This is a genomic window from Candidimonas sp. SYP-B2681 (assembly GCF_003971065.1).
Classification (GTDB): domain Bacteria; phylum Pseudomonadota; class Gammaproteobacteria; order Burkholderiales; family Burkholderiaceae_B; genus Pollutimonas.
Window position 1 is genome coordinate 14455 of sequence record NZ_RYDV01000011.1, and the last position, 26206, is coordinate 40660.

Here is a 26206-nt window from a genome sequence, read left to right on the forward strand (position 1 = left end):
GTTAGGGGTGTAGTGCATTCTGGAAGCGTTTTTTATTACACTATCTCATTGTCCTATGGAGATTGCCATGATCAACCGAAGCGATTGGATCGAAGACTTTCAAAAAAACATGTCCGAGCTGATAGCCAAGACGCCCGCTGCCGATATCGAACGCAACGTCAAAGCCATGATGGCCCAAACCTTTGCCAGGCTTGATCTTGTTACCCGAGACGAATTCGAGGTGCAAGTCGAACTCCTGCAAAGGGCTATGGCTCGTATTGCGGCTCTGGAGTCCAAGGTCCAGACTTTAGAAGGACGCCCGGACACACCGCTGCAATCAGGAACGAGTAGCGGGGTGGTTTGACGTGAAGTTATTCTGCGGCCAACGCCCGATCCAGAAAATCGAGTCTGTCTTGTCCCCAGAATGACTCGCCCTGATATTCGTACCAGGGTGCACCGAACACCTGCAGCTCAATAGCCGCCTTTGTGTAGCGCTCGTAAAGGTCGGTGCCAGCTTCTCGTCCGGCGTATAAGGCAGCCCCATCCAACTGGCACTCTTCGGCTATTTGAATAAGGGTCTCGGAGTCGGCAATGTCCCGTTCTTCGGCCCATACTGCCCGTAGTAATGCGCCTGTTAGCCGCAATGCCGCGTCGTGTCCAGCCACCTTTATCGCATTGGCTATCAGTTTTGCCGCTTGCTGATCGTCGACAGGAAAGAATTGTGGGTGGATATTAAGAGGAATTCCGAGATAGTCCGACCAGCGTTTCAGTTCAATAATCCGATAGGCCTGCCGCTGCGGTGGTCGCTGATTTAAGGGCAGACCACCCGAAATCGGGAAAATGCTTTCGCCGAGCCCTATCGGCCGGGGCTCCACCGCCGCCCCGTGTCGGTCAGCTATGGCCAATAGCCTTTCGTGCCCAAGGTAAGTCCAGGGGGATTTCGGGGAAAGATAATAACGGATGGTCTTCATAGTGACTGAGGTCTCGTTGCGTAAGTGGGCTGGATATCACCCATTATTGCCGATCCTTTGTTTTGGGGTCATGCGTATTAATCCTCATGGCCTATCGATGGCCGTAGCGTAGCGTCAGCTATGCTATGCCCACATACTTCATCATCGATTACCCCTGCTTTCAGGGATTTGGCGAGGTATGGAATGTCTTTAGCAATCTTGGCAAGCAGGGCCCTTTGCGGCCTCGAGGCCTTTTCTGTACGCGTTGAGGTCCATGTGGGACCCGGTTTGCCCGCATTCCACGTGGTCGGTTTACCTGACACTGGGGTGCGCGAAAGCCGGGAACGCGTCCGCTCAGCGATTATCAGCAGTGGGTTCGAATTTCCTGCAGGGCGCATTACGGCGAATCTTGCGCCGGCCGACTTGCCAAAAGAGTCGGGCCGGTTCGATTTGCCAATTGCGCTGGGTGTATTGCTGGCGTCTGGTCAGGTCCAGGCCGACCCCGGAGCCGAAATACCCGACTTGCAGCGCTACGTCTTTGCCGGAGAACTATCCCTCACCGGAGCCATTGTCTCAGTTGGTGCGCCCCTCGCCATCGCCCTGGCGGTGGCACGTAGCGAACCCAGCAGCACGCTTATCTTGCCACCCGACGGCGCTGCAGTGGCGAAGCGCGTTCCCGGCTTGACTGTTTTGGCGGCTAGCACCTTGGTAGATGTTGTCGAACATTTTGCCGGACGAACCCCACTCATGGTCCCGCAATCGTTGCTGTCGGCACCGATTGATGCCGGGATTGCATGTCTGTCAGATGTACGGGGCCAGGCATCCGCGCGGCGCGCTCTGGAAATAGCCGCTGCCGGGGGCCATAGTCTGCTTATGGCAGGTCCGCCAGGCACGGGAAAAAGTATGTTGGCTCATCGTCTTCCGGGCTTGTTGCCGCGCTTAAGTCACGAACATGCGCTCGAAGTCGCCGCTTTGGCCAGCATCTCGGGCCGGAACCATGGTTTCAGCGACCTGCCGCCCTTTCGCGCTCCGCACCATTCGGCCTCAGCGCCTGCTTTGGTCGGAGGAGGGGCGTCGCCTCGTCCCGGGGAAATCAGTCTGGCTCATAGAGGCGTCCTGTTTCTTGACGAACTTCCAGAGTTCGAACGGCGGGTGCTGGAATCATTGCGAGAGCCTCTGGAAACCGGTTGCGTATCGATAGCTCGATCGTCGCGTACGCTTACTTTCCCGGCCAGATTCCAGCTGGTCGCCGCGATGAACCCTTGTCCCTGCGGCTGGCTGGGCCACAAGAAAATGCAGTGTACGTGTGGCGTGGAACGCATTCAGAAGTATCGCAGCAAGCTTTCTGGCCCTTTGCTAGACCGTGTTGATCTGCAGATTACATTGCCAGCGACCGATGCGAATTGGCTGGACGCGGCGCCGGGTGAGTCGTCCGATAGCGTGCGCGAAAGGGTGGTGCGTTGCCGTGAACGGCAAGAGCTCCGTCAATCGCGGGTCAATGCGCATCTCGATGTGGCCCACATCGAACAATATTGCGTTATGCAGTCTTCTGCTAAAAAACTTCTGCAGGAAGGCATACAGCGTTGGAATTGGTCCGCCCGGGTTATCCATCGGGTGCTGCGTGTGGCGCGCACCCTGGCCGACTTGGGCGAGCACGACGTCATAGGAAGCCTTCATTTGGCGGAGGCTATACAATATCGGCAGCCTTGGCAGAGTTGACGCTGCGGCTGTCGATGCTTTGTGCAACGGCCTGTTTCAACAACCCGGTACCGTATCGCGTGCTTCCGTGGATAGCCAGCCTTCTGGTTTTTCCAGCACTTGTATGATTCTTTCTACATCGCCCCGGCCCACCAGCTTCACAGCCTCGGAATCTATAAACCCTTAAGATTCCCACGCCGTAGGCTCATGCAGCCAGAGATAGGCCTTAACAAGGAGTGAAGTAATGGGGTATATCGTGATCGTCTTTATCGGTATGTGCATAGGGTATTTCTATGCATCGATGAGACACCAACGCATGCACGACGAACTGCGCCTTGAGGTAGTAGAACTCAGAGAGCGGTGTCGCGCATTGGAGGCATTGGTTGATGGGGCGGGGGGAAAGGCGCCCCAGGCATAGACAACGCCTTGAGGCGTGCTGAACGGCTGCAGCGGGCGAGTGTGTCGAGCAAAGACATCAGCGACCGGAGTTTCGAAAACTGACATCTTGATCGGCGCCAACATCGGGCGTGTTCGTTACCACAGCTTTTATTGGCCGGCGGACTGGTGTGATCAGTGCGGCGCGCAATATTTCATGGTGCTCGGCTTCGACACTGCGTCCGTGTAAAGCCGCCGATTCGTTTAACGCCCGAACGACTTCGGCTTCAACATTTCGAACAACGAGATCGGTGGCCATGGGAACCTCCAGGAACGGACTGTAAGGATCCTTTATAGCCCCGAGCGCGATCAATGCCAAGTGGTTGACGCCTATGACAACTAAGCATCGAGATCGCCTTGACTCACGCTTATCGCACAGGACCTCGCCGGAAGACCCTCGCGCTACATGAGCTGGCATTGGGTTCGAGGCAGGCGACCAACGAGCCCGATCCCTTGTTGAAAGAGGTCGGGCTTTTCCATGGACTTCGCTACTTGTATTTGGGATGCCCAGGTAAGTGGGATGAATGTAGCTGCGCTGTTGAGTAGGTGCAGCGACCCCTGTGCGCAATCCGGCGTCCCCACATCGAGACGTGTCCCATGACCAAGAAGGCGTCATCTTTATATAGATGCGAGGATGGGGCGTTCTAATGACATATTATTACTAAAGTAACCTTTTGTGTAAAATGCATCTTAATGGCAGTAGGTTGGCTCCAGCACGCGACTGTCGCTTAATAGCGTACATAAAGGGAAGTTATGTTTAAGAGGTTCGTAACAACGGGTTCTGTTTTAGTGCTATCCGCGCTCGTCGCGGGTTGCGCGGTAGAGCGTTCACAGGCGGTGGCCGTACCAGCCGTGGCCTCTGCGGGAACGGCGTATCAGGGGGTGCGTAGCCCGGTTTCGGTAGGAAAATTCGATAATCGAAGCGACTTTCTGCGCGGTATTTTTTCCGATGGCGTCGATCGCCTTGGAGGCCAAGCGAAAACGATTCTTGTGAGCCATCTTCAGCGCACGGGTCGCTTCCAGGTGATGGACCGAGAAAACCTCACGGAAATCGCCCAAGAGGCGGGCTTCAATAAAAAGGCAGCCACGATCAAGGGCGCACGCTACGTCATTACGGGCGACGTGACAGCGTTCGGTCGTAAGGTAACAGGCGATCACCAGTTATTCGGCATCCTAGGGCGGGGCAAAGAACAATTGGCCTACGCTAAAGTCGACATTAATGTGGTCGATGCCACGACCTCCGAGGTCGTCTATTCCACCTCCGGTGCCGGCGAATATACCTTGTCCAACCGGGAAGTCATCGGTTTCGGTGGTACTTCTGGCTACGACTCCACGCTGAACGGCAAAGTGCTTGATTTAGCGATTCGCGAGGCGGTCAATCGCTTAGTCGAAGGCATTCACCAAGGCTCCTGGCAGCCGGCTAACCTTTAAGGCCACATCATGTTCAAGGCATTTATGGCTGAGTACGGTGCCGCTCGCGCAATGCTTAGCAGACCGAAGCAAACGGTATTTCGACTATCCGTAGCCGTCATCTTGACTGGCGGCCTGGCCGCCTGCGTACAGCCACAAAAGCTGATGTACAACTGGCAATCGTACCAAGCGGGGGTCTACGACTATCTTAAAGACGCCGACTCGGATTATGCGGCCCAGGCTGCGCTTCTGGAGCAGAATGTTGAGATAGCCAGATCCGCCGACCAGGCGTTGCCGCCCGGTTTTCGTGCCCATCTTGGCATGCTTTATCTAAAGCAAGGCAAAGCCGACAAGGCCGTGGAGCAACTACACAGCGAGAAGCTGGCGTTTCCGGAAGCCACGCCATTTATGGACTTTTTGTTGCGCAATGCCGAGTCCTCGGCCTCGAAGGGGCAAAAGTCCTTGTCGGTACCGGATGCCGCTACGGCAGGACCTAGTTCCTCCACAGCGATCAAGTCGCGGGCTATTGAAGAAGCAAAGAAGGGCACATAACAAGCATGAAAACGATAATTCGAATGGCCGCGGTGATGGTTGTTGCAATGCTCGCGGGCTGCGCCGCCCAGAACCAGAATGTAGATTACTCGGCATTCAGGGAAAGCAAACCCGCATCGATTCTAGTATTGCCGCCGTTAAATAGTTCAGTCGAAGCCGGCGCGTCTGCCGCCGTATTGGCCCAGTCAACGTTCCCGCTGGCTGAGTCCGGCTACTATGTGTTGCCTGTAGCGGTGGTAGATGAAACCTTCAAACAAAACGGTCTCTATACGGCGGGTGATATTCATGCTTTGGCTCCGTCCAAGCTGCGCGAAATTTTTGGCGCCGATGCGGCGCTCTATATCGACGTAAAGAGATACGGCTCCTCCTACGTCGTTTTTTCGAGCTCCGTCGTCGTGGAGGTCGAAGCCGTCCTGGTCGATTTGCGATCCGGAAATAAGCTATGGGAGGGCAAGAAGGCCGTGGCAGAAACCAGTGGCAGCAGCGGCGGGTTAATCGGCATGTTGGTTCAAGCCGTGGTGAGCCAAATTGTCAACACGCTTTCTGATCGAAGCTATCGCGTGGCAGGGGCAACTAATCAATTCCTGCTGACCGCCGGGCAACCCGGTGGACTGTTGTATGGTCCTCGATCCGAAAAGTACGAATTGAACTAGCCTGGTTGCTGCTTGCTTTAATCACTTAGCGAGAAGTGACTCAGGTATCGTCAACAATCAGGACAGTCGAGGTGGGGATCTGATCGGGTGTTGCTTGTGGCGCGCACCCTGGCCGACCTGGGCGAGCACGACGTCATAGGAAGCCTTCATGTGGCGGAGGCCCTACAATATCGGCAGCCTTGCCAAAGTTGGCGCTGCGGCTAGACACATTCTTATATAACATCGTATAATCAATGGCTTTTCCGGCTGGTCTTGGAAAAGAATCAAAAAATACCCCAACAAGTGGGCGCGCGGTCATGCAAGAATTGTCAGTTTGGTATGGCAATCACCTGCGTTCATAAACAACAGAGTTACATCATGCCTAAGATGAAAACCAAGAAAGGCGCTGCGAAGCGCTTTAAGGTTCGTGGTAGCGGGTCTATCAAGCGGGGCCAGGCGTTTAAGCGCCACATCCTCACCAAGAAAACAACCAAGAGCAAGCGTCAGTTGCGCGGCTCTACCGCGGTGCACAAGTCTGATGTCGCCTCGGTCAAGGCAATGTTGCCTTTCGCTTGATTAACGGAGATCTCCTACCATGCCACGCGTAAAACGCGGCGTAACTGCCCGTGCTCGTCACAAAAAAGTTATTAAAGCAGCTAAAGGTTATCGCGGTCGCCGCGGTAATGTATTCCGTATCGCCAAACAGGCGGTAATGAAAGCGGGGCAATATGCCTACCGCGATCGTCGCAATAAGAAACGTACTTTCCGTGCTCTCTGGATTACCCGTATCAATGCGGCTTGCCGTGAATTGGGCGTATCGTACAGCGTGTTTATCGCAGGCACGAAAAAAGCCTCGATTGAACTGGATCGTAAAGTATTGGCCGATATGGCTGTAAACGATAAAGCCGGCTTTGCGGCTGTGGTTGCTCAAGCACAATCTGCTTTGGCTGCCTAATCGATTTCGATTCTGTATTGCTGCAAACGGGGCTCAAGTGGGCTCCGTTTGTATTTGGAAAAGCGACAATATGACTCCTCCGGTTGATGACCTGATTGATCAGGCGAAAGAACAGTTTTCCCAGGCAGCAGATGCTGCAGCGCTGGAAAATGCCAAAGCCAGGTTTTTAGGTAAACAGGGTGCACTGACGACGATGCTTAAAGGGCTTGCCAAGCTTGAGCCTGAGCAGAAGAAAGCTGAAGGTGCACGTATCAATCAACTGAAGCAACATATTGAAGGCATGCTGAATGCGCGCCGCGCCGCAATGGCGCAGGCCGAACTCGACAAACGTCTGGCGTCCGAGACGATTGACGTCAGCCTTCCGGGTCGGGGCAGAGCATTCGGCGGTATTCACCCCGTTATCCAGACGTGGCAGCGTGTCGAGGCCATTTTCCGCTCGATAGGATTCGATGTTGCCGACGGCCCTGAAATCGAGAACGACTGGACCAATTTCACAGCGCTGAATAATCCTGAAAATCATCCTGCGCGCTCCATGCAGGATACTTTTTATATAGATATGCAAGATGCGCAAGGCTTGCCTTTGCTGTTGCGCACCCATACTAGCCCCATGCAAGTGCGCTACGCGCGCACGCACACACCACCGATTAAGGTAATTGCGCCCGGGCGCACCTATCGCGTCGACAGCGATGCCACCCATTCGCCGATGTTCCATCAGGTCGAAGGCTTATGGATCGCCGAGGACATCTCTTTTGCAGATCTGAAGGGTGTTTATACCGATTTTCTGAAGGCTTTTTTCGAAACCGACGATTTGTCGATTCGGTTCCGGCCCTCATTTTTTCCGTTTACCGAACCTTCTGCCGAAATCGACATGATGTTCACTTCTGGACCGAATCAGGGAAGATGGCTCGAGATCTCCGGCTCGGGACAGGTGCACCCTCAGGTTGTACGAAACTACGGGCTGGACCCGGAACGTTACATCGGATTTGCGTTCGGTTCAGGGCTGGAGCGCCTGACCATGTTGCGTTATGGCGTCAATGATTTACGACAGTTCTTTGAAGGTGATCTGCGCTTCCTGCGCCAGTTCAACCGCTAGGGTGTCGGCGCCAAAGCGGTCAAATCCAATTTCCGCGTTGATCTGTATGGTAGTGTCTACCCCTAAGTCTCGCATTAAAGTCCTTGCCGTAATTTAACGAATCCAACGAGTATCCTATGCAATTCCCCGAGTCCTGGCTGCGCGCCTTTGTCAACCCCGACTTAGATACGGATGCCCTGTCGCATCAGTTGACCATGGCCGGTCTGGAAGTCGAGGAAACGACGACGGCAGCGCCGCCGTTCAGCGGTATTGTCGTCGCGCATATCAAAGAAATCGCGCCTCATCCGAATGCCGACAAGCTGCGTGTCTGTCAGGTCGACGATGGATCGGGGCAACTGCTCCAGATCGTTTGCGGCGCACCCAATGCCGCAGCAGGAATTAAGGTGCCTCTGGCTCGCGTCGGCGCTGAATTACCAGGCGGCATGAAGATTGGCACTGCAGAAATGCGCGGGGTTCAATCCGCAGGCATGTTGTGTTCGGCCCGCGAGCTTGGCTTGTCGCAAGATCATGGTGGTTTACTAATTCTCGACTCGGAAGCACAAGCTGGCGCATCGTTGCGTGACTTCCTTGATCTTGATGACACCCTCTTTACCCTGAAACTGACGCCGAACCGTGCCGACTGTCTTTCCATTCTTGGCGTTGCCCGCGAAGTTGCCGCGCTAACCGGTGCGCCGCTTACCTTGCCGACGTTTGAACCGGTGGCCGCAACCCTTAGCGATCGTCTTTCGGTTACGGTAGAAGCGCCCGATTTATGTGGGCGCTTTGCCGGACGCGTAATACGCGGTGTCAACGCCAAAGCCGAAACACCAGCGTGGATGAAAACTCGCCTTGAGCGATCGGGCCAAAGGTCCATTTCCGCTCTGGTTGATATTTCGAACTATGTCATGCTTGAACTGGGTCGCCCAACCCATGTTTTCGATCTTGAACGTATTCAAGGTGGCCTCACGGTACGCTGGGGCAGGCCGGGCGAGACGCTTGAATTGTTGAACGGCCAGACCGTTGAATTGGATTCAGACGTGGGCGTTGTTGCCGCTGGATCCGTCGTTGAAAGTCTGGCCGGCATCATGGGTGGCGAGGCCACTGCAGTCACTTTGGATACGACGGACATTTATCTTGAAGCAGCGTTCTGGTGGCCGGAAGCCATCATGGGCCGCAGCCGGCGTTTCAAGTTCAGTTCAGAAGCCAGCCATCGCTTCGAACGTGGTGTCGACTTCGAGTCGGTGGTGGAGCATCTCGAATTTATGACCCGCCTGCTGATCGATATTTGTGGCGGTCAAGTGGGGCCGGTCGACGATCAGAAAATTAATTTGCCTTTGCGAGCGCCTGTTTCGATGCGGCTGGACCGCTGTCATCGTGTGTTGGGCGTGCCGGTATCGCGTGAGGAGATTGAGCAAATCTTTACCCGCCTGGGGCTTTTGTTCACGGTTCAGGATGACGTTTTTGTCGTCACTCCTCCTTCGTATCGTTTCGATTTATTTATTGAAGAAGACCTGATAGAAGAAGTAGCGCGGATCTACGGTTTTGAACGAATTCCGGACTTGCCGCCTATCGCCCGCGCTCAAATTCATACTACGCCGGAAATCGTCCGTGGACCTCACTCGCTGAGAGCCCGCATGGCGAGCCTGGATTACCAAGAAGTCATTAATTTTGCATTTGTGGAAGAGGCATGGGAACGCGATTACGCGGGCAATTCCGACCCCATTAGGTTGTTGAATCCGATTGCCAGCCAACTCGCTGTGATGAGATCCAGCCTTATCGGCGGATTGCTGGCCAATATCGTTCATAACGCTAACCGTAAGCAAGCCCGGGTGCGTGTATTCGAATTAGGTCGCGTGTTCATGCGCGACGCGCAAGTTGTCGATGGTGATTTGACCGTGAAAGGGATACATCAGCCGCAACATCTAGCGGGTGCCGCATGGGGTCCCGCTGACGACGAGCAGTGGGGCCTTGCGACCCGTCAGGTCGACTTCTACGATGTGAAGAAAGACCTGGAGTCGCTGCTGGGTTCACTGGCGGCAAAATTGACGTGCGTGTCGGCGCCATATCCAGCCTTGCACCCCGGCCGATCGGCGCGTATTGAACTTGACGGCAAAGCGATTGGCTGGATCGGCGAACTTCACCCGCGTTGGGCTCAGCAAAGCGACTTGACTCACGCGCCTGTCGTATTTGAAATCGACGTTGCTGCGATATCGACTGGCGCAATGCCTGCGCCCGTCGAGTTGTCACGCCAGCCTATGGTAATTCGTGATCTCGCGGTGTGGGCTGATGCCGATAAATCGTATCAGGATTTGTTGAATACGCTTACCCAGACGGTCCGATCTAATGCTACTCTTGACGTCGTCAAGGATATTAGGCTGTTCGACATTTGGCGAGATAAATCCGCCGAAACGTCGGAAAAAAGCATGGCCTTCCGATTCTGGCTGCAGGGCAGCGAATCGTCGCTTGACGATAGTACGGTGGAACAGTGCATCAACTGCCTGCTGCAGGCCCTGATTAGCGAGCATGGCGTGCGTGCGCGCGCGTAAGGAGTAACAAACAATGAATACGGAACGTACTCTCACCAAGGCCGAGCTGGCCGAGCTTCTATTCGACCGTGTCGGGCTGAACAAACGTGAAGCCAAGGATATTGTCGACACGTTCTTCGAGGAAATCCGCGAATCGCTGGCGCGTGGTGTCGAGGTCAAGTTGTCTGGGTTTGGTAATTTCCAGGTTCGCGACAAACCCCCACGCCCAGGACGTAATCCGAAGACCGGCGAGGTTATCCCAATAGCGGCGCGCAGGGTCGTTACTTTCCATGCCAGCCAGAAACTTAAGGGCGTCGTCGAGCAAGGCGGGAAGGCCGTTACTGCGCAAAAGTAAATCCTGCCATTCGTCGCGGCATTGCTTTAGTAATTTTCCTTCCCCTTTCTCCAACGTCTTGTCTAATAATCGGCCTACAATCCGCCCATGAGCTCTAGCGAAAATCCTGTAACATTGCCTCCGATTCCCGCCAAACGTTATTTCACGATAGGCGAAGTTAGCGATTTATGTCTTGTGAAACCCCATGTGCTGCGATACTGGGAACAAGAATTCACGCAACTCAAGCCAGTAAAGCGTCGGGGAAATCGCCGTTATTACCAGCACCATGAGGTCTTGCTGATTCGACGGATTCGTGACCTTCTCTACGAGCAAGGTTTCACCATCAGCGGGGCACGCAACCGTCTGGGCGACACACACGAAGTTCCTCATGACCAGGATGCTGCTGTACGACTGTCCGGTACCGAACTGCAAAGCCTGCGTAATGACTTGAACGCTATAAAAGAAATGCTGGCCGACGCGGTTTCAAAAAGTGCACACCACGGATAATCCATAAATAGTTGGACAATTCTTAGTGATGTAATTAAGGTGTAATGATTCGCAGTCCGCTGCAGTTGCCCGCGGACCTGGCTTATCATTCGATGCTTTATGTCCGCTCTTGCCGACAATGCTGGCCTCCACGAATCCCGCGATCAAATACTGATCAGGGCCGTGAAGCATCAGCTGTCGCTGCGTCTGTCGGACCGCTTGCATCTTCAACTGCTGGCGGATTCCATGGGGGTAAGCAAAAGGTGAATCTCTGACGTTTTTCGCCATCGCCTTGGTATAACGGTAGCGGGATTCTTGCGCAGGAGCGCATGCGAACCGCGCCTTTGGATTCACTTAGCAGACTGCAAGGAGCCCTCTGTTGGAGCTCCCCCGTTAATTGAGAATTTAACGCTACCGGCCTGACCTATGTGCGGAATGCGTCAAGGCACTGTGGTCGTGTTTGGGTTTGGAGTAGCCAGAGGTTTGCCGAAGGTGACGATGCGACCGATGAATAGGATTGGACCGGAAGGGCTCGCGGTAGGTGATCCACCCGCTGGTTCTTGTGTCATTTCAAATAATTGATCAGCGCTTATTTCGCCCATCAGGCTCGCGGGAACCGTCACGGGCTGATTAGGATCAATCAATCCCAACGAGCGCGGTTGCGGTAAATTTCTGCTGCTTGTCCAGAGTTGAACCGAGGAGTTGGCCGGAATGTCGCTGCGCACTTGAGGCGCCATCAGGACGTTGCCTTGTGGGTCTATCGTCACTACCCAGCCCGGCGTCGAGCTTTGTCCCGGTGCTTGCAAGATAGCAGCCCTGGTTGGCGCGACTTGTACTACCGTAATTGCAGGCTCTACGGGTTTAGCCGGGATTAAGGCGAGCGTGATGGCGATTAGCGCAAGAACAAGGCTTGCCCCGCGCCACAACCAGATATTTCCTTTATCGTATTGAGCCTGAGCGTTGGGACTTTTCACGATGGGCGGTTTGACGGTAGGGTCGCCTGTTTTTAGCGATTGCGTTGGGGGAGCAGGTTCGGGGCCGGATGGTTTCACCGTATTTTCCGGCCTCCGCAGCGCCGCAGCCACGGTAAGCGACTCTTCCTGCGTTTTTTTTGCTTGAAGCGCGGGTTGAGAAGCCGGCGGCTCGGCGGGGCTGTTGCTGCTCTGAGGCGTAGGTAAGGCTGGCGATACCAGGGGAGGGCTTGAACGATGGCCCAATGTTGTCTTAAGTCGGGCCAGTGATTCCGGCTTCGGGACGACAGGTGGCAATAGATCGACAAGGGCCAGGAAATTGTGTTCCCATTGCAGAGCTGTTAGCGCCGCATGGGGGTCGTCACCAAGAATGCGTTGTGCTTTAGAGGTTTCCTCGTCATTCAAGAGGCCAAGGGTGTATTCTGCAATCAGGATATCGCGGTCGGAGATCGGCAAACTGCTCATGCTTCTTGATGCTCCTGGATTTGCTGCAAACCCGCTTTGACCTGCGCCTTGATTAGTACGGCCGGGGTATGAAGGCGTGTTGCGATTTGCTCGTAGGTATAGCCGTTGTAGAACGCCATGAGAATAGGACGCCGTTGACGTTCATCAAGTTCCGACATGATTTCTACCAGGCGGTTGCCGGAAGCGCTCGACGCGGCAACATCGACGCCTCGTGTGTCATCAAGGCTCCATTGTGTTTCCGACGATTGCATGCACCCCGATCGTCTTAGGTGATTCAACACTCTATAGCGCATGATGCTGTAGATCCAGGCACGCGCTGATCCTAATTCCGGGTCGTAGCTTGAAGCGTTCTTCCAGATCGTCACAAAGGTATCGCGCATAAGGTCTTCGGCTGTGGAACGCTGCGTAAGCATCTTCAAGCACAAAGCCAACATGTGAGGAGACTCGTGCAAATACAGGTCTTGAAATGCAATTTGATCACCATGGGCACACGCAAATAGCGCAGCTTCGTAATCAAAGGGTGAAACAGCCATACAGTCTCCGGTTTATCCAGGGCAACTTGGGGTAATGTAAATCGTCCTCGCAAGATCTTGCGATTCGTGTTCACATTATCCCTGATTGTATTAGGAGTTTTGACCGGTACCGGAGCGGATGGCTTGACGTGGCGTAACAATAAATTGCGCCGGCATGGTTTTTTGCGGGAGCCTCTTGGTTGGGCTCTGTCGTCTATCAACGTTTTCTGAAACGTTACGAGGGCTGAATGCCGGCTTTCTTGATGATTGCGCCCCATTTTTCGGTTTCTGCTTTCTGAAACTCGGCGAGCTCGGCCGGTGTGGACGTTACCGCTTGCGTTCCTGTCTGAGCGTAGAACTGCGTTGCCGCGTTGCGCGTTGTCGCAGCAACCAGCACGTCGTGAAGTTTCGAAACCGTGGGAGTAGGGGTTCCTGCGGGAACATAGGCGGCGAACCAGTATCCCATTTCATAGCCGGGGACCCCGGCCGCCGCAATCGTGGGGACATCTGGCGACAAGGGCGACGGTTTGCTGGTCGTAACCCCCAACGCCCGTAGCTTGCCGGCTTTGACTTGCGGCAATCCGGTAGCCATATCAGCCATCATCATGTCGATCTGGCCGCCGAGCAAATCGGTAATGACCAGCGGATTACTTTTGTACGGAATGTGTAATAGCTGGACGCCCGCCATTTGCTGGAATAATTCGCCCGCCACGCGGCTGCTTGAGCTGCCACTGCCAAAGGTAAGTTTACCGGGGCTGTCTTTCGCCAGCTTAATGAAGTCGCTCACGGTTTTGACGGAGGACGAAGGGTTTACGACCATGATTTGCCCACCACTACCCAGTAAGGTGACGGGTTCGAAATCTTTGACCGGGTCATAACTCAGCTTAGTATAGAGATGAGGGTTTGCCGATTGCGAGGTGTTGGTCGTAATCAATACACGATAGCCGTCAGGCGTCGCGCGAGCCACATCGCTCGCGCCTATCATGGCGCTTGCGCCCGGCTTATTCTCGATGACTACAACTTGGCCGGTTTGCTCTGTCACCCCTTGACCTATTGCACGGGCTAATTGATCGGTCGCGCTTCCGGGCCCAAACGGCACCACGAAGGTAATGGCGCGACTGGGATACTCCTGAGCGTGCGCCAATGGCATGGATAGTGCAATGGCGGTCGCCAGGATGGTTCTTCTAATTGTGTTGTCAGGCATGGTGTGTCTCCTTTGTGTTCGGTCAAGTTCTAAATAATGTTTACTTCGTCGTGCAAGTCGGGCAGCTTTTCGCTCAGCTCTTTGCTGACGCGTATTGGAAAATCAAGCAGGTAGAACGATAGGGCCTTGCCGTGCGCGTCCAGATTCAGTGCATCGTTCACGCCGCCATCCAGAATTCCATCAAGAACGAAATTCATGGAAAAAATGGATTCGATTAGGTATCTATGTACAGATTTGGGTTGTCGGAAGGCGAACCAGTCCTGCACCGCCGCTTCAGTCAGCTGCTTGGCAAGCATGCGGAAATATTCCGGTTCAAAGGCGATCACGCTGATATTCGAAATATTGCCTTTGTCTCCGGTCCGGCTATGGGCTAGCCGATATAAGGGAACATCGATATAACGGTTGGGCATCGCATTTATTCCATAAAAGACCAGCTGGCAGGGGCTAAAGCGCGCGGGATTAGATCTGAAATACTATTGAGCCGCGGTCGTATCGATGTTCTGACACCGCCTCCGCCGGCCGGCCCACAGGTGTATAAGGCAGTCACTTCGCGCAATACAAGTTCGGCGGTTGGTTTGTGACGATGCGCCGCGGCGATACGTAGTCGCACGTCGCGACTTTGATTCGGGCGGCTCTGGCGCAGTAAATATCCACCATCATCTGCGAAAATGCTACACGAACCGATCAAGTCGACGCGCAGGTTTAGCTGGTTTCCTATCCGTTTCTGAACCGTGTCGGCCGCCAGTCTGGCTCTTGCTTCTGCTTGAACTCCCGCATAAGAAATCTCGGCTTCTGCAAGCCAGCCGCCGTGATAGCAGATATTGACCTTGAGTTCATCGGGTCGGACGTGCCCTGTGATATGGTCTACGCGAATACGGTCCCGGGCAATAGGGGTAAGTGACACCCGGCTAATGTCGGCCGTGACATCCGGTGTCAGGTAGGCTTCAGGGTTGTGGACTTCGTAGAGCAATTGTTCCTTGACCGTCCGCTCTGTCACCATGCCACCAGTATTGGCGGCCTTGCCGATAGTAAAAATTCCGGACTCTTCGATTTCAGCGATGGGGAAACCCAGGTTTTCCATTCCAGGCACCTCTTTGAATCCGGGAACGGCGAAGTAGCCGCCCGTGACCTGCGTGCCACATTCGAGCAAGTGACCGGCAATGGTGGCGCAGCCTAGGCGATGCCAGTCGTTGGGTTGCCAGCCAAAATGGGCGAGCGCAGGCCCAGCCACCAGCGACGGGTCAGCCACTCTACCGGCCACGACGATTTCGGCTCCGGCAAGCAACGCCTCTGCGATTTCGGCCGCACCTTGATAAGCGTTTATGCTGACAATGTCCAGCGCTTCGAAGTCTGGGCCTATCCGTTGACGCAGAAAGTCAAGCTGCTCCGGCTGCGTTAACTGGTCGCCTGATAGCACAGCGACGCGCGGCGCCCGAAGGCCCAATTCTTTCGCAAGCAAGAGGATCCGTTTAGCGGCAGCAGGAGGATTTGCGGCACCGAAATTACTTATGATTTTTATGCCATGTTGCAGGCACTGGCCCAGAGCAGGCCGTAGCAGCTCGACCAACAGCGGTTCGTACCCCAGTTCTGGATTTTGGTTTTTGGCAAGCTGGGATAATGCCAGCGTTCGTTCGGCTAGCGTTTCGAAGATAAGTGCTTGGCCACCGGTTTGAACTAACGTGTTTACAACGGGCAGGACCCCGTCAGTACGATCGCCGGAAAAGCCCGATGCGCAGCCTATTTTCAATGATGGTATGCCCATGTTTGCGCCTGGTGTGGAGTGTCGGGCCACTATAGATCCGGGGAATTAACAAGTAAAATAGAAATTTATTATCTATTGATGTAATTTTTTTATGAATCTTTCGTCCCGCCAATTGCGTGCGTTTGTAGCCTTGGCCGATGAGCGTCACTTCACCAGAGCTGCCGAACGCTGCCATCAAACCCAGCCAGCGTTCAGTGCTCTCATCAAATCGCTTGAAGATTCCGCTGGTGTGCGGTTGTTCGACAGGACGACGCGGCGTGTTGAACTCACGCCAGAAGGGAAACTGTTCAATGCGTCGGCATTACGGCTTCTGAATGACCTCGATGCTGTTATGGGCGACTTGCAGGATCACGTTGCCAAACGGAGGGGTCGGGTATCCATCGCAGCGCTGCCCTCGTTGGCCGCAGGATGGCTTCCAGGCATATATGCCCAATTCCATGCCCAATTTCCGGGTATTGAGCTTCAGCTGCATGATGCCTTGCTCGAGCCTTGTCTGGACCTGGTGCGACGCGGAACGGCCGATATTGCGGTGGCTGCCAAAGGCCGTGATATGACTGGCCTGATCGCTGAACCGTTGTGCGAAGACTAGTTCTATATGGTATGTCGGCGAGATCACCCTTTGGCGTCCCGGCCCGCAGTCCATTTGCGTGAGCTGTCAGATTGTCCGATCATACAGCTGGGCAAAGGCAGCAGCATCCATCAAAGCTTGGCACATAAGGCGGCCGCGGCTGCTCTAGGGCACTTTCTAGAAGTAGACCACTTGGCGACCGTGACGGGCTTGGTGGTGGCCGGTCTGGGAATCACCCTTGTTCCAGCTATGACTCTTTTTCATTTTCAGCATCCCGAGCTAATCATCATTCCCTTGTCGCCCAAGAGCCAGGTGAAACGTGCCTTATATTTGATTCGTCGCGAGGAAAAAAGTCTTTCCAGTGCGGCGCTGGCGTTCTATGAAGTGCTGTTGCAGCAGCGCAAGCAGTTGGATTAGCCCATAAAAGCGAGCGTGTGGTGTGGAGCACACCGACGGTCTTTGCTTGCTACACTGTGCCCCTTTGTTGATTCGCAACGCAGGGAAGGCTTGATCCGCCTCGCGGGAGCATCGACCGTATTCCCGGGCTGTTTGATCGGCCGATCACGTCGCTTAAGGAACCCGCTACATGAAGTTTACCCACCGCGGCCCCGCGCCTGCTAATCGAAACGATATGCAGACTCTGAAGTCGCTTTTGCCTTATGTCTGGCAATTCAAGGGTCGCGTGCTGGCCGCTCTGTCTTGTTTGATTGCAGCCAAGATAGCCAGCGTTATCCTCCCGCTGTTCCTGAAAGACATCGTAGACAAGCTAAGCCTGCCGGCCACTCTAATGGTGTTGCCGGTGGCAGCTTTGTTAGGCTATGGATTCGCGAGGCTCGCCTCCAGCGTATTTGGAGAACTGCGGGATGCCTTGTTCGCACGGGTAACTCAAGGGTCGATTCGTCGAATTGCTGCACAGCTTTTTGAGCACTTGTTCGCCTTGTCTTTGCGATTCCATATGCAACGTCAAACGGGCGGCCTGAGCCGGGATATCGAACGCGGCACGAAGGGAATAGGCTTCCTGCTTAACTTCATGGTGTTCAATATATTGCCTACGCTGCTGGAAATCGGCATGGTGACCGCCATCTTGCTGTGGCGCTACGATTGGACGTTTGCGGTAGTTACATTGGGAACTATCGCGGTCTATGTTCTGTTTACGCTATTCGTGACAGAAAAACGCATGGTTTATCGCCGCAGTATGAACGATCTGGATAGCAAAGCGAATAGTAAGGCTATCGACGCACTGATTAATTACGAGACCGTAAAGTACTTCGGTAATGAAAAATACGAGCTGAACCGATACGACAACAACTTGGGCAAATGGGTCGATTCAGCGGTTAAGAATCAGATATCGCTGAACTTCCTGAATATGGGGCAGGGGGTCATTATCACCATAGGCATTACCTTGTTGTTATGGCTCTCGGCCGATGGCGTCGTTAATAAAACCATGTCGGTTGGTGATGTTGTGCTCGTGTCGGCTTACCTGACGCAGTTGTATGCGCCGCTGAATTTTCTGGGGTTTGTCTACCGCGAAATCAAGCACGCACTTGCGGATATGGAGCGCATGTTCGGCTTGATGGAGCAGGGCCAGGAAGTGGCTGATCGCAAAGGCGCCATGCCGCTTCAAACGTCGCAAGCTTCGATACAGTTTAGGCATGTCGATTTCGGCTATGAAGCCAATCGCCAAATTTTGTACGATGTAAATTTCACGATACCAGCCGGCCGGACGCTTGCCGTCGTGGGTTCATCAGGAGCTGGGAAGTCGACGTTATCGCGTTTGTTATTTCGTTTTTATGATGTCAGCGGCGGAGAAGTCACGATCAATGGTGTCGACATCCGTGACCTTACCCAGGCAAGCTTGCGCCAGCACATTGGCATTGTTCCTCAGGATACGGTGCTTTTTAACGATAGTATTCTGTACAACATCGCTTACGGCAATCCCGGTGCGACACAAGAAGAAATCTATCAGGCAGCCAAAGCTGCAAGCATCCACGAGTTTGTATTGGGTCTGCCGGAAGGGTATCAAACTCAAGTGGGCGAGCGGGGCTTAAAGCTTTCGGGCGGAGAAAAACAACGTGTAGCCATCGCCCGCACGCTACTGAAAAACCCGCCGATCTTGATTCTGGACGAAGCGACCAGCGCCTTGGACACTCGCACCGAGCGTGCCATTCAAGAAGAGCTTAGGCAAATCGCAAAAAACCGCACAACGCTAATTATTGCGCACCGGCTCTCCACCATTGTGGAGGCTGACGAAATTATCGTTTTGGATCACGGTAAGGTGCTTGAGCAAGGCTCTCATCGGGACTTACTGTTGCAAGGAGGGCGATACACCCAAATGTGGGCCTTGCAACAGGCTGCCCAGGACGAAGATTAGCCTGAATTGACAAATATAGTACCAAAACAGTACTATATGCTTTAGCGAGCAAATCAGGAGATCCGACGGATGCTGCGTATCAGCAAAATCATCGATTACGGTACGTTGGTGCTTACCCACATGGCGGGGTCACCCGACCGCGTGTTCAGTGCTGCTGATCTTGCTATAACGCTTGGGCTAGGGCAGCCCACGGTAAGCAAAGTGCTTAAGTTGCTCGGCCAACACGGATTAGTCATAAGCAGTAGGGGCTCACGAGGCGGATATGCGCTAGGGCGGCCCGCTCATGCAATCAGCATTGCCAACATTATAGACGCTTTGGAAGAACAGCCATTTGGCCTGACCGAATGCGCCTCGGTGCCGGGGTCATGCAGCGTCGAGGCTGGCTGCCACATCCGCAGTAACTGGCAACGAATCAATTCGGCTATCCGCCGTACGCTTGAAGACGTCAGCGTTGCCGATATGCTAAGTCCAACCCCAATCGAATTTCCGCTGCTTGCCCGGCCTTTGGCAGAATCAAAGGTACGCACCCGAGCGGTACAGTCAACGACATGGAGCTTTCCAGAATGAATACCGTAACCGACCACCTTGACTCTTTTCTGGACCGCGAGTACTCGGCAGGATTTGTCACCGACATAGAGTCCGACACCATACCTAAAGGCTTGTCCGAGGACACCATACGTCTGCTGTCGGCCAAAAAAGGCGAGCCAGAATTCATGCTCGAGTGGCGTCTTTCGGCATACCGCCATTGGCTGACGATGACCTTGCCCGAGTGGGCGCAGGTCAGCTTTCCCCGTATTGATTTTCAAGACATTAGCTACTATTCGGCGCCCAAGAAAAAAGATGGCCCTAAGAGTCTTGATGAAGTCGATCCCGAGCTGTTGCGTACGTATGAAAAACTGGGTGTGCCCCTGCATGAGCGTGCGCGCCTTGCGGGTGTGGCGGTCGATGCCGTTTTCGATTCCGTGTCAGTTGCCACCACTTTTCGCAAACAGCTCGCCGAAGTTGGAGTCATTTTCTGTTCGTTCTCCGAGGCAGTCCGAGAGCATCCCGAGCTTGTACGCAAATATCTTGGAACGGTGGTTCCAACGGCCGATAACTATTATGCTGCACTAAATTCGGCCGTATTTTCAGATGGGTCCTTCGTGTACATTCCAAAAGGCGTCCGGTGCCCCATGGAGCTGTCGACCTATTTCCGAATTAACGCTCAGGATACTGGCCAATTTGAACGCACCCTTATCATTGCCGACGAGGGCGCTTCGGTCAGCTATCTAGAGGGCTGTACGGCGCCAATGCGCGACGAAAACCAATTGCATGCCGCTGTCGTCGAGCTCGTCGCGCTGGACGATGCGCGCATTAAATATTCCACTGTACAGAACTGGTATCCAGGCGATAAAGACGGCAAGGGCGGCATCTACAATTTCGTTACGAAGCGCGGCGACTGTCGCGGAGCGCGGTCGCGGATTTCATGGACTCAAGTTGAAACCGGCTCGGCCATCACGTGGAAGTATCCTAGTGTCATCTTGCGCGGAGACGATTCCACGGGCGAATTTTATTCGGTGGCGCTCAGCAACCACAGACAACAGGCCGACACGGGTTCCAAGATGATACACATGGGCCGTAATACGCGCAGCACCATCATTTCGAAGGGTATATCGGCCGGCCATGGCAGTAATACCTTCCGCGGTTTGGTGCGCATGACTCCCAAGGCAGAGAACGCACGCAATTTTACGCAGTGCGATTCCTTGCTGATCGGCAAGCGTTGTGCGGCTCACACTTTCCCCACTATTGAAGTCCAGAATCCGACTGCCAGCGTCGAGCACGAAGCAACGGCCTCACGGATTGGCGAAGATCAATTGTTTTATGCCATGCAGCGCGGCCTTTCGGCCGAGGATGCGGTTTCCATGATAGTGAATGGATTCTGTAAGGAAGTTTTCAAGGAATTGCCAATGGAATTTGCAGTCGAGGCTCAGAACCTGCTCGGCGTAAGTCTGGAAGGCAGCGTAGGTTAAGGAGAAGTAGTAATGCTGAATATCAAAGATTTACACGCGTCGGTTGAAAACAAGGCTATTTTGCGCGGCCTTGATCTGACGGTGAATGCAGGTGAAGTTCACGCCATTATGGGGCCTAACGGCTCCGGGAAAAGCACGCTCTCCCAAGTATTGGCGGGACGCGAAAGCTACACAGTAGAAAGCGGTAGTGTTGAATACATGGGCCAGGATTTGCTGGCAATGCCCATCGAAGAGCGCGCTCGTTCCGGCTTGTTTTTGGCATTTCAGTATCCGATTGAGATTCCCGGAGTCTCGAACGCGTATTTTCTGAAAGCCGCAGTCAATGCTGTGCGTCGCCACCAAGGCTTGCCTGAGCTCGATGCAATGGATTTCCTTAAGCGCGTCAAGGCCGAGATGAAGGCAGTGGGCATGAAGGAAGAGTTCTTGTATCGCTCGGTGAATGAGGGCTTCTCGGGTGGAGAGAAAAAACGCAATGAAATTTTGCAGATGACCTTGCTTGAACCCAAGCTGGCCATACTTGATGAAACCGATTCAGGTCTCGATATCGACGCACTGAAAGTCGTTGCCGATGGCGTTAATCGCCTTCGTTCCCCTGATCGCGCGCTTGTCGTCATTACCCACTATCAGCGTTTGCTCGACTACATTGTCCCTGATTTCGTGCATGTTCTGTCGGGTGGAAAAATTGTCCGTTCGGGTGGCCGGGAGCTGGCGCTCGAGCTGGAAGAGCGGGGATACAGCTGGATTAGTGAATTGCCGCCAACCCAGAAAGGAGCTGCGGCATGAGCACGGCACAAACCTGGGTGGCCGATTTTGCGGCTCGCGAGCCCGGTTTAGCCGGCGCAGACGTGCCCTGGCTCGCCGCCATGCGTAGACGAGCCATTGATCGTTTCGCGGCAGAAGGCTGGCCCACTCCGAAAATCGAAAGCTGGCGCCACACCTCGCTCGCTACGCTTGAGCAACAAGCGTTCTTGCCAGCCAATGAGGTTGATGCAGCGGCGTTGGCCCAGGAGGTCCGCAAGGGAGAACCCGGCCATTGGCTGGTGTTTGTAGATGGCAAATATAAACCCGAGCTCTCTGACATAGGCGTATTGCCCGCGGGCGCGCAGATCGGTACTTTGCTTCAGGCTTTGGTAGATTCCCCCGATGAAGTGCAAGACGGCTTTGGCACGGAGAGTCTCGGGTCGAGCACGGCTGCGTTGAATCTTGCGTTGGCTTCTGATGGGGCTGTTATCCGTCTGGCCCGTGGCGTCGTACTGGAACAACCAGTGCATCTGCTATTTATCACTGCCAGTGCGCAAGCTGCAAGTTTTTCTCGCAATCTAATCAGTGCCGACACCGGTTCCCAAGCCACTATTGTGGAACATTATGTAGGCCAGGGCAGCAGCGCGACGCTGACGAATACTGTTACGCGTGCAAAGTTGGCAGCGGACGCTCGTATTACGCACGTAAAGCTGCAGCAGGAAAGCGAACAAGCTTTCCATCTGGGTGCTCTCGACGTTGAGCAAGGCAAAAGCTCGGTGTTCAACTCTCATTCGATGTCGTTTGGGGCCCGGCTGGCTCGCCATGAAATCGCCACCACGTTCAATGGGCAACGGTGCGAGACCTTGCTGAATGGCCTGTATTACGTTGACGGGCGTCGACATGTTGACCACCACACGGTAATTGGCCATGCGCAGCCGCATGGCGTGAGCCGGGAGTATTATCGCGGCATCCTTACCGATATGGCGCGCGGCGTATTCGGCGGCCGCATTCTTGTTTCGCCCGGCGCCGATGGCACCGATGCCGTCCAGCGTTCAGACAGCTTGCTACTGTCGCGTATGGCGAAAGCTGATGCACGGCCCGAGCTGGAGATTTACGCAGACGACGTCAAGTGTGCACACGGTGCGACAGTGGGCCAGATCGATGAAAACAGCTTGTTCTATTTGCGGGCCCGCGGCCTGGACGAAGTCCATGCGCGTAATATTCTGACCTACGCATTCGCCGCTCAGGCACTTGAGCGCATTGAGCTGCCATCGCTTCGTCAGCGTGTCGCACACGCCATTCGGGCGCTCTTGCCGGGTGGGACTAGTTTGGGAGAGCTTGCATGAACGCACCATTGCTAGCTCCCCGGAATGCCAGAATCCTCGATCGGACAGCCGATTTTCCGATTCTATCAAGGCAGGTGCATGGAAGGCGGCTTGTCTACCTGGATAACGGGGCCACTACGCAGAAACCGGCAGCGGTCATCGACGCTGAGCGCGCTTACTACGAGCTCTCGAACGCGAATATTCATCGGGGCGTACATTGGCTGTCTCAGCATGCGACTGACCTGTATGAACAAGGCCGTGAACGCGTGCGTAGTTTGCTGAATGCTGCACGCCTTGACGAAATCGTGTTCACACGCGGCACGACTGAGGCCATTAACCTGGTGGCTTTCAGCTGGGGTCGGTCGGTGCTGAAAGAGGGCGATGAAATCCTCCTGACAGGCATGGAGCATCATTCCAACATCGTGCCTTGGCAACTACTGGCTCAGCAAACTGGTGCCGTGATAAAGGTGGTACCCGTTACCGACAGCGGCGAACTCGATTTGAATGCCTACCGTGCCCTGCTTAACGCACGCACCAAGCTGGTGGGTGTTACCCATGTTTCGAACGCTCTCGGGACGATCAATCCTATTGTCCAGATGGTGAATCTTGCGCACGAAGTCGGTGCGTTGGTGTTAGTCGACGGCGCTCAGGCAGTGGCGCACCAGATCGTGGATGTCCAGAAGCTTGGTTGTGATTTTTATGCCTTTTCAGGTCACAAGCTGTATGGACCGACGGGTATTGGCGCCTTGTACGCACGTCACGATATCTTGAAGGACATGCCCCCTTGGCAGGGCGGTGGCGACATGATCCACACCGTAAGCTTTGATGGAAGCACCTTCGCTGATGCGCCGCAGCGCTTTGAGGCCGGCACTCCGAATATTGCTGGAGTCGTAGGGCTGGATGCGGCCATAAAGTACGTGCAGGATATCGGCCTGACGGCTATCGCCGCATATGAACAGAATTTGCTTGATTCAGCCACGGCGCAATTAACATTATTGCCGGGCATTCAAATGGTAGGTACGGCTCCAAATAAAGCCGGCATCCTGTCATTTTTGGTCGACGGCATACACCCGCATGACTTGGGCACCATCCTCGATATGGAAGGCGTTGCGGTTCGGGCCGGTCACCACTGCGCTATGCCATTGATGACCCGTTTTGGAATTCCGGGTACCGCGCGTGCTTCGCTTGCGCTGTATAACACCGAGGAAGACATTGCGGCTCTTATCGTCGGCTTGAAGAAGGCACAAAAAATGTTTGGAACGGGGCACACGCATGACTGAACAGTACGGCGATTTACGTGAGCTTTACCAGGAAGTGATCTTCGATCACAATCGGCATCCTCGAAATTTCCATGCCATGACCGACGCCAATCACACTGCCGACGGACACAACCCCTTGTGTGGCGATCAACTGACTATCTACGCGCGTATCCACAATGGAATCGTCGAAGAAGCAAGTTTTGTGGGCCACGGCTGCGCCATTTCGAAAGCCTCCGCATCGCTCATGACAGAGGCGGTCAAAGGCAAACCGATTAGCGAGGTCGAGTCGCTATTTCATGATATGCATGTGATGTTGACCGAATCGCATCCGGAAGGGCGTGACTTTGGCAAGCTTGAAGTGCTGTCAGGGGTCCGCGAGTTTCCGGCCCGCGTAAAGTGTGCCACGCTGGCCTGGCACACTTTGCATAATGCGATTATCCAGGCAAGGGATACCGCTCGTACCGAGTAAGAGGCGCAACATGAGTTATGCACGGCAAGAAGTCATCGTAAACCGGGATTGCCCGGCAGTCACTGTGCCCTATGGTTCTCCCGTAACTATCGAAGAAGGTTGTTCGGCAACGATCACTCAACAGTTGGGCGGCAGTTACACCGTCGTGGTCGAGGGCAATTTATATCGAATTGAAGGGGCAGACGGCGATGCGCTGGGTTTTGATCCGATCGAGGAAACAACCCATGTACCCGAAGGGCCTGCCACAGCGCAGTCGATTGAAGATGCCGCATGGAGTTTGCTGGCGACGTGCTATGACCCGGAAATTCCCATCGATATCGTTAATCTTGGGCTCGTGTACAGCTGCAAGGTTGTTCCGGCGGGCGACGATCGATTTAACATCGAAGTTCAAATGACTCTTACAGCGCCGGGCTGTGGAATGGGTACCATGATCGCTGATGAAGCGCGCAGTAAATTGCTCTCTATTCATGGCGTCGAGGAAGTGAAGGTGGATTTGGTGTGGGATCCCCCCTGGAGCCGCGAAATGATCAGCGAACCGGCGCGTTTGCAAATGGGCTTGCTTTAACCTTAACCGGACCTGCTTTTACCCGTCCGTTGAATTGGTTCCGCGTGAAGGCGGAATGTTTTTTTACTCAAAGGAGCAGTCATGATCAAGAAAGCATCGGCGGTATGGAGAGGCAGTTTCAAGGAAGGCGGGGGCACCATTTCTACCGAGACAGGAGCCCTGAGTAATGCCGGCTATGGCTCTAAGGGTAGATTTGAAAGCGGCCCTGGAACGAACCCGGAAGAATTGATCGGTGCTGCTCACGCTGGCTGCTTTTCAATGGCTTTGTCACTGATGTTAGGCGAGGCAGGCCTTACGCCCGACGAAATAGATACGCAGGCCGCCGTAACCTTAGAAAAGGTAGGTGACGGTTTCGCCATTACTTCGAGCCATTTGACCGTCGTTGCGAAGATTCCCGGGGCTAGTCAGGAAAAATTCGACGAGATAGCCAATTTAGCTAAAGCGGGGTGTCCGGTGTCTAAACTACTTAACGCCAAAATTACCATGGATGCCACACTTAAAGCCTAATGCATCGGGCTTCAAGTCAAAGCGGCGTGCCAGCCTGCCAGAAATAACAGGCTGGGCATGCCGATATCAAGTCCGGGCTCCAGTATTTTGCCGCGGCTGCGTAGCGGGTCGCGAATCTACGCTTGCTGGCTCATCAGGTTGCGGCTTTTGAATATCTTCGCATGCTTTTTGCGCTCCGCTGATTGACGCCCAGCCTAATGTGGCGCCGCGCGATACCGCTGCATAAACAGCTGCATTGCGATTGTGAACATCAAGACGCTGATATAACGTCTCGGTATGCGCCTTCGCTGTAGCCACCGAAATATTCAGATAGCGCCCCACTGTTTTCATCGTAAGCGTTCGGGCAACCCGTCTCGATGGATCGATGGAGTTAACACTGTTAACTCAACAAGAGGGTTTCCAGTTATGCGGCAGCAGTTCGCTGATCCGGCTGGCCGGTTGTGTGGGCAG

30 protein-coding genes and 2 pseudogenes are annotated in these 26206 nt (G+C 54.3%); 24 read left to right on the top strand and 8 right to left on the bottom strand.

Going from position 1 to position 26206, the window contains the following annotated elements; translation table 11 throughout:
• The first annotated feature begins 67 nt into the window (after nt 1–67).
• The gene (locus EKL30_RS17925; protein WP_126708621.1) at nt 68–343 is read left to right on the top strand and encodes an accessory factor UbiK family protein; all 276 of its coding nucleotides are present in this window, start codon (nt 68–70) and stop codon (nt 341–343) included.
• 7 nt (nt 344–350) lie between these two features.
• On the opposite strand, the gene EKL30_RS17930 is transcribed toward EKL30_RS17925, so the two are convergent.
• Complete coding sequence (locus tag EKL30_RS17930; RefSeq protein ID WP_126708622.1) at nt 351–950, bottom strand: 2-hydroxychromene-2-carboxylate isomerase; 600 nt, start codon at nt 948–950, stop codon at nt 351–353.
• A 183-nt stretch (nt 951–1133) separates the two neighbouring features.
• On the opposite strand from EKL30_RS17930, the gene EKL30_RS17935 reads away from it, so the two are divergent.
• Both EKL30_RS17935 and EKL30_RS18885 read left to right on the top strand, forming a co-directional pair.
• On the top strand, nt 1134–2648 hold the full coding sequence (locus tag EKL30_RS17935) for a YifB family Mg chelatase-like AAA ATPase (protein WP_126708623.1): 1515 nt from the start codon (nt 1134–1136) through the stop codon (nt 2646–2648).
• Between the two features lie 223 nt (nt 2649–2871).
• Nucleotides 2872–3045 (top strand): hypothetical protein, encoded by a 174-nt coding sequence (locus tag EKL30_RS18885; RefSeq protein ID WP_158618440.1) that lies wholly within the window; start codon nt 2872–2874, stop codon nt 3043–3045.
• Nucleotides 3046–3102: 57 nt separating this feature from the next.
• On the opposite strand, the gene EKL30_RS17940 is transcribed toward EKL30_RS18885, so the two are convergent.
• The gene (locus EKL30_RS17940; RefSeq protein ID WP_126708624.1) at nt 3103–3321 is read right to left on the bottom strand and encodes a DNA-binding protein; all 219 of its coding nucleotides are present in this window, start codon (nt 3319–3321) and stop codon (nt 3103–3105) included.
• Nucleotides 3322–3815: 494 nt separating this feature from the next.
• Between EKL30_RS17940 and EKL30_RS17945 the strand changes: the two genes are divergently transcribed.
• From EKL30_RS17945 to EKL30_RS18890, 11 genes and pseudogenes are all read left to right on the top strand, one after another.
• Nucleotides 3816–4493 (top strand): CsgG/HfaB family protein, encoded by a 678-nt coding sequence (locus EKL30_RS17945; protein ID WP_126708625.1) that lies wholly within the window; start codon nt 3816–3818, stop codon nt 4491–4493.
• Between the two features lie 9 nt (nt 4494–4502).
• Entirely contained in the window at nt 4503–5024 is a 522-nt protein-coding gene (locus tag EKL30_RS17950) for a DUF4810 domain-containing protein (protein ID WP_233583240.1), read from the top strand.
• 5 nt (nt 5025–5029) lie between these two features.
• Nucleotides 5030–5677 carry a DUF799 domain-containing protein gene (locus EKL30_RS17955; protein WP_126708626.1) on the top strand — a complete coding sequence of 216 codons (648 nt, stop codon included), beginning with the start codon at nt 5030–5032 and terminating at the stop codon, nt 5675–5677.
• A gap of 66 nt (nt 5678–5743) precedes the next feature.
• Nucleotides 5744–5881 (top strand): annotated as a pseudogene (locus tag EKL30_RS17960) (hypothetical protein); the annotation flags it as partial.
• 153 nt (nt 5882–6034) lie between these two features.
• Nucleotides 6035–6232, top strand: coding sequence for a 50S ribosomal protein L35 (gene rpmI / locus EKL30_RS17965; RefSeq protein ID WP_073101588.1), 198 nt, complete (start codon nt 6035–6037; stop codon nt 6230–6232).
• Between the two features lie 19 nt (nt 6233–6251).
• The gene (rplT, locus tag EKL30_RS17970; RefSeq protein WP_073100808.1) at nt 6252–6611 is read left to right on the top strand and encodes a 50S ribosomal protein L20; all 360 of its coding nucleotides are present in this window, start codon (nt 6252–6254) and stop codon (nt 6609–6611) included.
• A 70-nt stretch (nt 6612–6681) separates the two neighbouring features.
• Nucleotides 6682–7704, top strand: a complete 1023-nt coding sequence (pheS, locus tag EKL30_RS17975) for a phenylalanine--tRNA ligase subunit alpha (protein ID WP_126708628.1) — start codon at nt 6682–6684, stop codon at nt 7702–7704.
• 116 nt (nt 7705–7820) lie between these two features.
• A complete protein-coding gene (pheT, locus tag EKL30_RS17980) occupies nt 7821–10229 on the top strand; it encodes a phenylalanine--tRNA ligase subunit beta (protein ID WP_126708629.1) in 2409 nt (802 codons plus the stop codon).
• A gap of 13 nt (nt 10230–10242) precedes the next feature.
• Nucleotides 10243–10563 carry an integration host factor subunit alpha gene (locus EKL30_RS17985; protein ID WP_126708630.1) on the top strand — a complete coding sequence of 107 codons (321 nt, stop codon included), beginning with the start codon at nt 10243–10245 and terminating at the stop codon, nt 10561–10563.
• Nucleotides 10564–10650: 87 nt separating this feature from the next.
• A complete protein-coding gene (locus EKL30_RS17990; RefSeq protein ID WP_126708631.1) occupies nt 10651–11049 on the top strand; it encodes a MerR family transcriptional regulator in 399 nt (132 codons plus the stop codon).
• Nucleotides 11050–11148: 99 nt separating this feature from the next.
• The gene (locus EKL30_RS18890; protein WP_158618441.1) at nt 11149–11295 is read left to right on the top strand and encodes a hypothetical protein; all 147 of its coding nucleotides are present in this window, start codon (nt 11149–11151) and stop codon (nt 11293–11295) included.
• A gap of 173 nt (nt 11296–11468) precedes the next feature.
• Here EKL30_RS18890 and EKL30_RS17995 read toward each other — a convergent pair whose 3' ends face one another.
• The 5 genes from EKL30_RS17995 to EKL30_RS18015 form a co-directional block, all read right to left on the bottom strand.
• Nucleotides 11469–12464 (bottom strand): anti-sigma factor domain-containing protein, encoded by a 996-nt coding sequence (locus EKL30_RS17995; RefSeq protein WP_126708632.1) that lies wholly within the window; start codon nt 12462–12464, stop codon nt 11469–11471.
• A complete protein-coding gene (locus tag EKL30_RS18000; protein ID WP_126708633.1) occupies nt 12461–12997 on the bottom strand; it encodes a sigma-70 family RNA polymerase sigma factor in 537 nt (178 codons plus the stop codon). The genes EKL30_RS17995 and EKL30_RS18000 overlap by 4 nt, the downstream gene beginning before the upstream one ends.
• A 214-nt stretch (nt 12998–13211) precedes the next feature.
• Nucleotides 13212–14180, bottom strand: a complete 969-nt coding sequence (locus tag EKL30_RS18005; RefSeq protein ID WP_126708634.1) for a tripartite tricarboxylate transporter substrate binding protein — start codon at nt 14178–14180, stop codon at nt 13212–13214.
• A 29-nt stretch (nt 14181–14209) separates the two neighbouring features.
• Nucleotides 14210–14590 (bottom strand): hypothetical protein, encoded by a 381-nt coding sequence (locus tag EKL30_RS18010; protein WP_126708635.1) that lies wholly within the window; start codon nt 14588–14590, stop codon nt 14210–14212.
• A 5-nt stretch (nt 14591–14595) separates the two neighbouring features.
• Entirely contained in the window at nt 14596–15942 is a 1347-nt protein-coding gene (locus EKL30_RS18015; protein ID WP_126708636.1) for an acyclic terpene utilization AtuA family protein, read from the bottom strand.
• A 91-nt stretch (nt 15943–16033) separates the two neighbouring features.
• Between EKL30_RS18015 and EKL30_RS18020 the strand changes: the two are divergent.
• The 10 genes and pseudogenes from EKL30_RS18020 to EKL30_RS18065 all read left to right on the top strand — a co-directional run bounded on the left by EKL30_RS18020 (nt 16034) and on the right by EKL30_RS18065 (nt 25756).
• Nucleotides 16034–16927: pseudogene (locus tag EKL30_RS18020) on the top strand (LysR family transcriptional regulator).
• Between the two features lie 169 nt (nt 16928–17096).
• Nucleotides 17097–18881 carry an ABC transporter ATP-binding protein/permease gene (locus EKL30_RS18025; RefSeq protein WP_126708637.1) on the top strand — a complete coding sequence of 595 codons (1785 nt, stop codon included), beginning with the start codon at nt 17097–17099 and terminating at the stop codon, nt 18879–18881.
• A gap of 69 nt (nt 18882–18950) precedes the next feature.
• On the top strand, nt 18951–19448 hold the full coding sequence (locus EKL30_RS18030) for an SUF system Fe-S cluster assembly regulator (protein ID WP_126708638.1): 498 nt from the start codon (nt 18951–18953) through the stop codon (nt 19446–19448).
• On the top strand, nt 19445–20890 hold the full coding sequence (gene sufB, locus EKL30_RS18035) for a Fe-S cluster assembly protein SufB (RefSeq protein ID WP_126708639.1): 1446 nt from the start codon (nt 19445–19447) through the stop codon (nt 20888–20890). The genes EKL30_RS18030 and sufB overlap by 4 nt, the downstream gene beginning before the upstream one ends.
• 12 nt (nt 20891–20902) lie before the next feature.
• Complete coding sequence (gene sufC / locus EKL30_RS18040; protein WP_126708640.1) at nt 20903–21673, top strand: Fe-S cluster assembly ATPase SufC; 771 nt, start codon at nt 20903–20905, stop codon at nt 21671–21673.
• Nucleotides 21670–22977, top strand: coding sequence for a Fe-S cluster assembly protein SufD (gene sufD, locus EKL30_RS18045; RefSeq protein ID WP_126708641.1), 1308 nt, complete (start codon nt 21670–21672; stop codon nt 22975–22977). Before sufC ends, sufD begins: the two co-directional genes overlap by 4 nt.
• Nucleotides 22974–24236 carry a cysteine desulfurase gene (locus EKL30_RS18050; RefSeq protein ID WP_126708642.1) on the top strand — a complete coding sequence of 421 codons (1263 nt, stop codon included), beginning with the start codon at nt 22974–22976 and terminating at the stop codon, nt 24234–24236. The genes sufD and EKL30_RS18050 overlap by 4 nt, the downstream gene beginning before the upstream one ends.
• The gene (gene sufU, locus EKL30_RS18055) at nt 24229–24684 is read left to right on the top strand and encodes a Fe-S cluster assembly sulfur transfer protein SufU (RefSeq protein ID WP_126708643.1); all 456 of its coding nucleotides are present in this window, start codon (nt 24229–24231) and stop codon (nt 24682–24684) included. The genes EKL30_RS18050 and sufU overlap by 8 nt, the downstream gene beginning before the upstream one ends.
• Before the next feature lie 10 nt (nt 24685–24694).
• Nucleotides 24695–25249, top strand: coding sequence for a putative Fe-S cluster assembly protein SufT (gene sufT / locus EKL30_RS18060; protein ID WP_126708644.1), 555 nt, complete (start codon nt 24695–24697; stop codon nt 25247–25249).
• Between the two features lie 81 nt (nt 25250–25330).
• Nucleotides 25331–25756: an OsmC family protein gene (locus EKL30_RS18065; RefSeq protein ID WP_126708645.1), complete on the top strand. Its 426-nt coding sequence runs from the start codon at nt 25331–25333 to the stop codon at nt 25754–25756.
• 66 nt (nt 25757–25822) lie between these two features.
• On the opposite strand, the gene EKL30_RS18070 is transcribed toward EKL30_RS18065, so the two are convergent.
• Nucleotides 25823–26122, bottom strand: coding sequence for a LuxR C-terminal-related transcriptional regulator (locus EKL30_RS18070; protein ID WP_126708650.1), 300 nt, complete (start codon nt 26120–26122; stop codon nt 25823–25825).
• Nucleotides 26123–26206 lie beyond the last annotated feature (84 nt).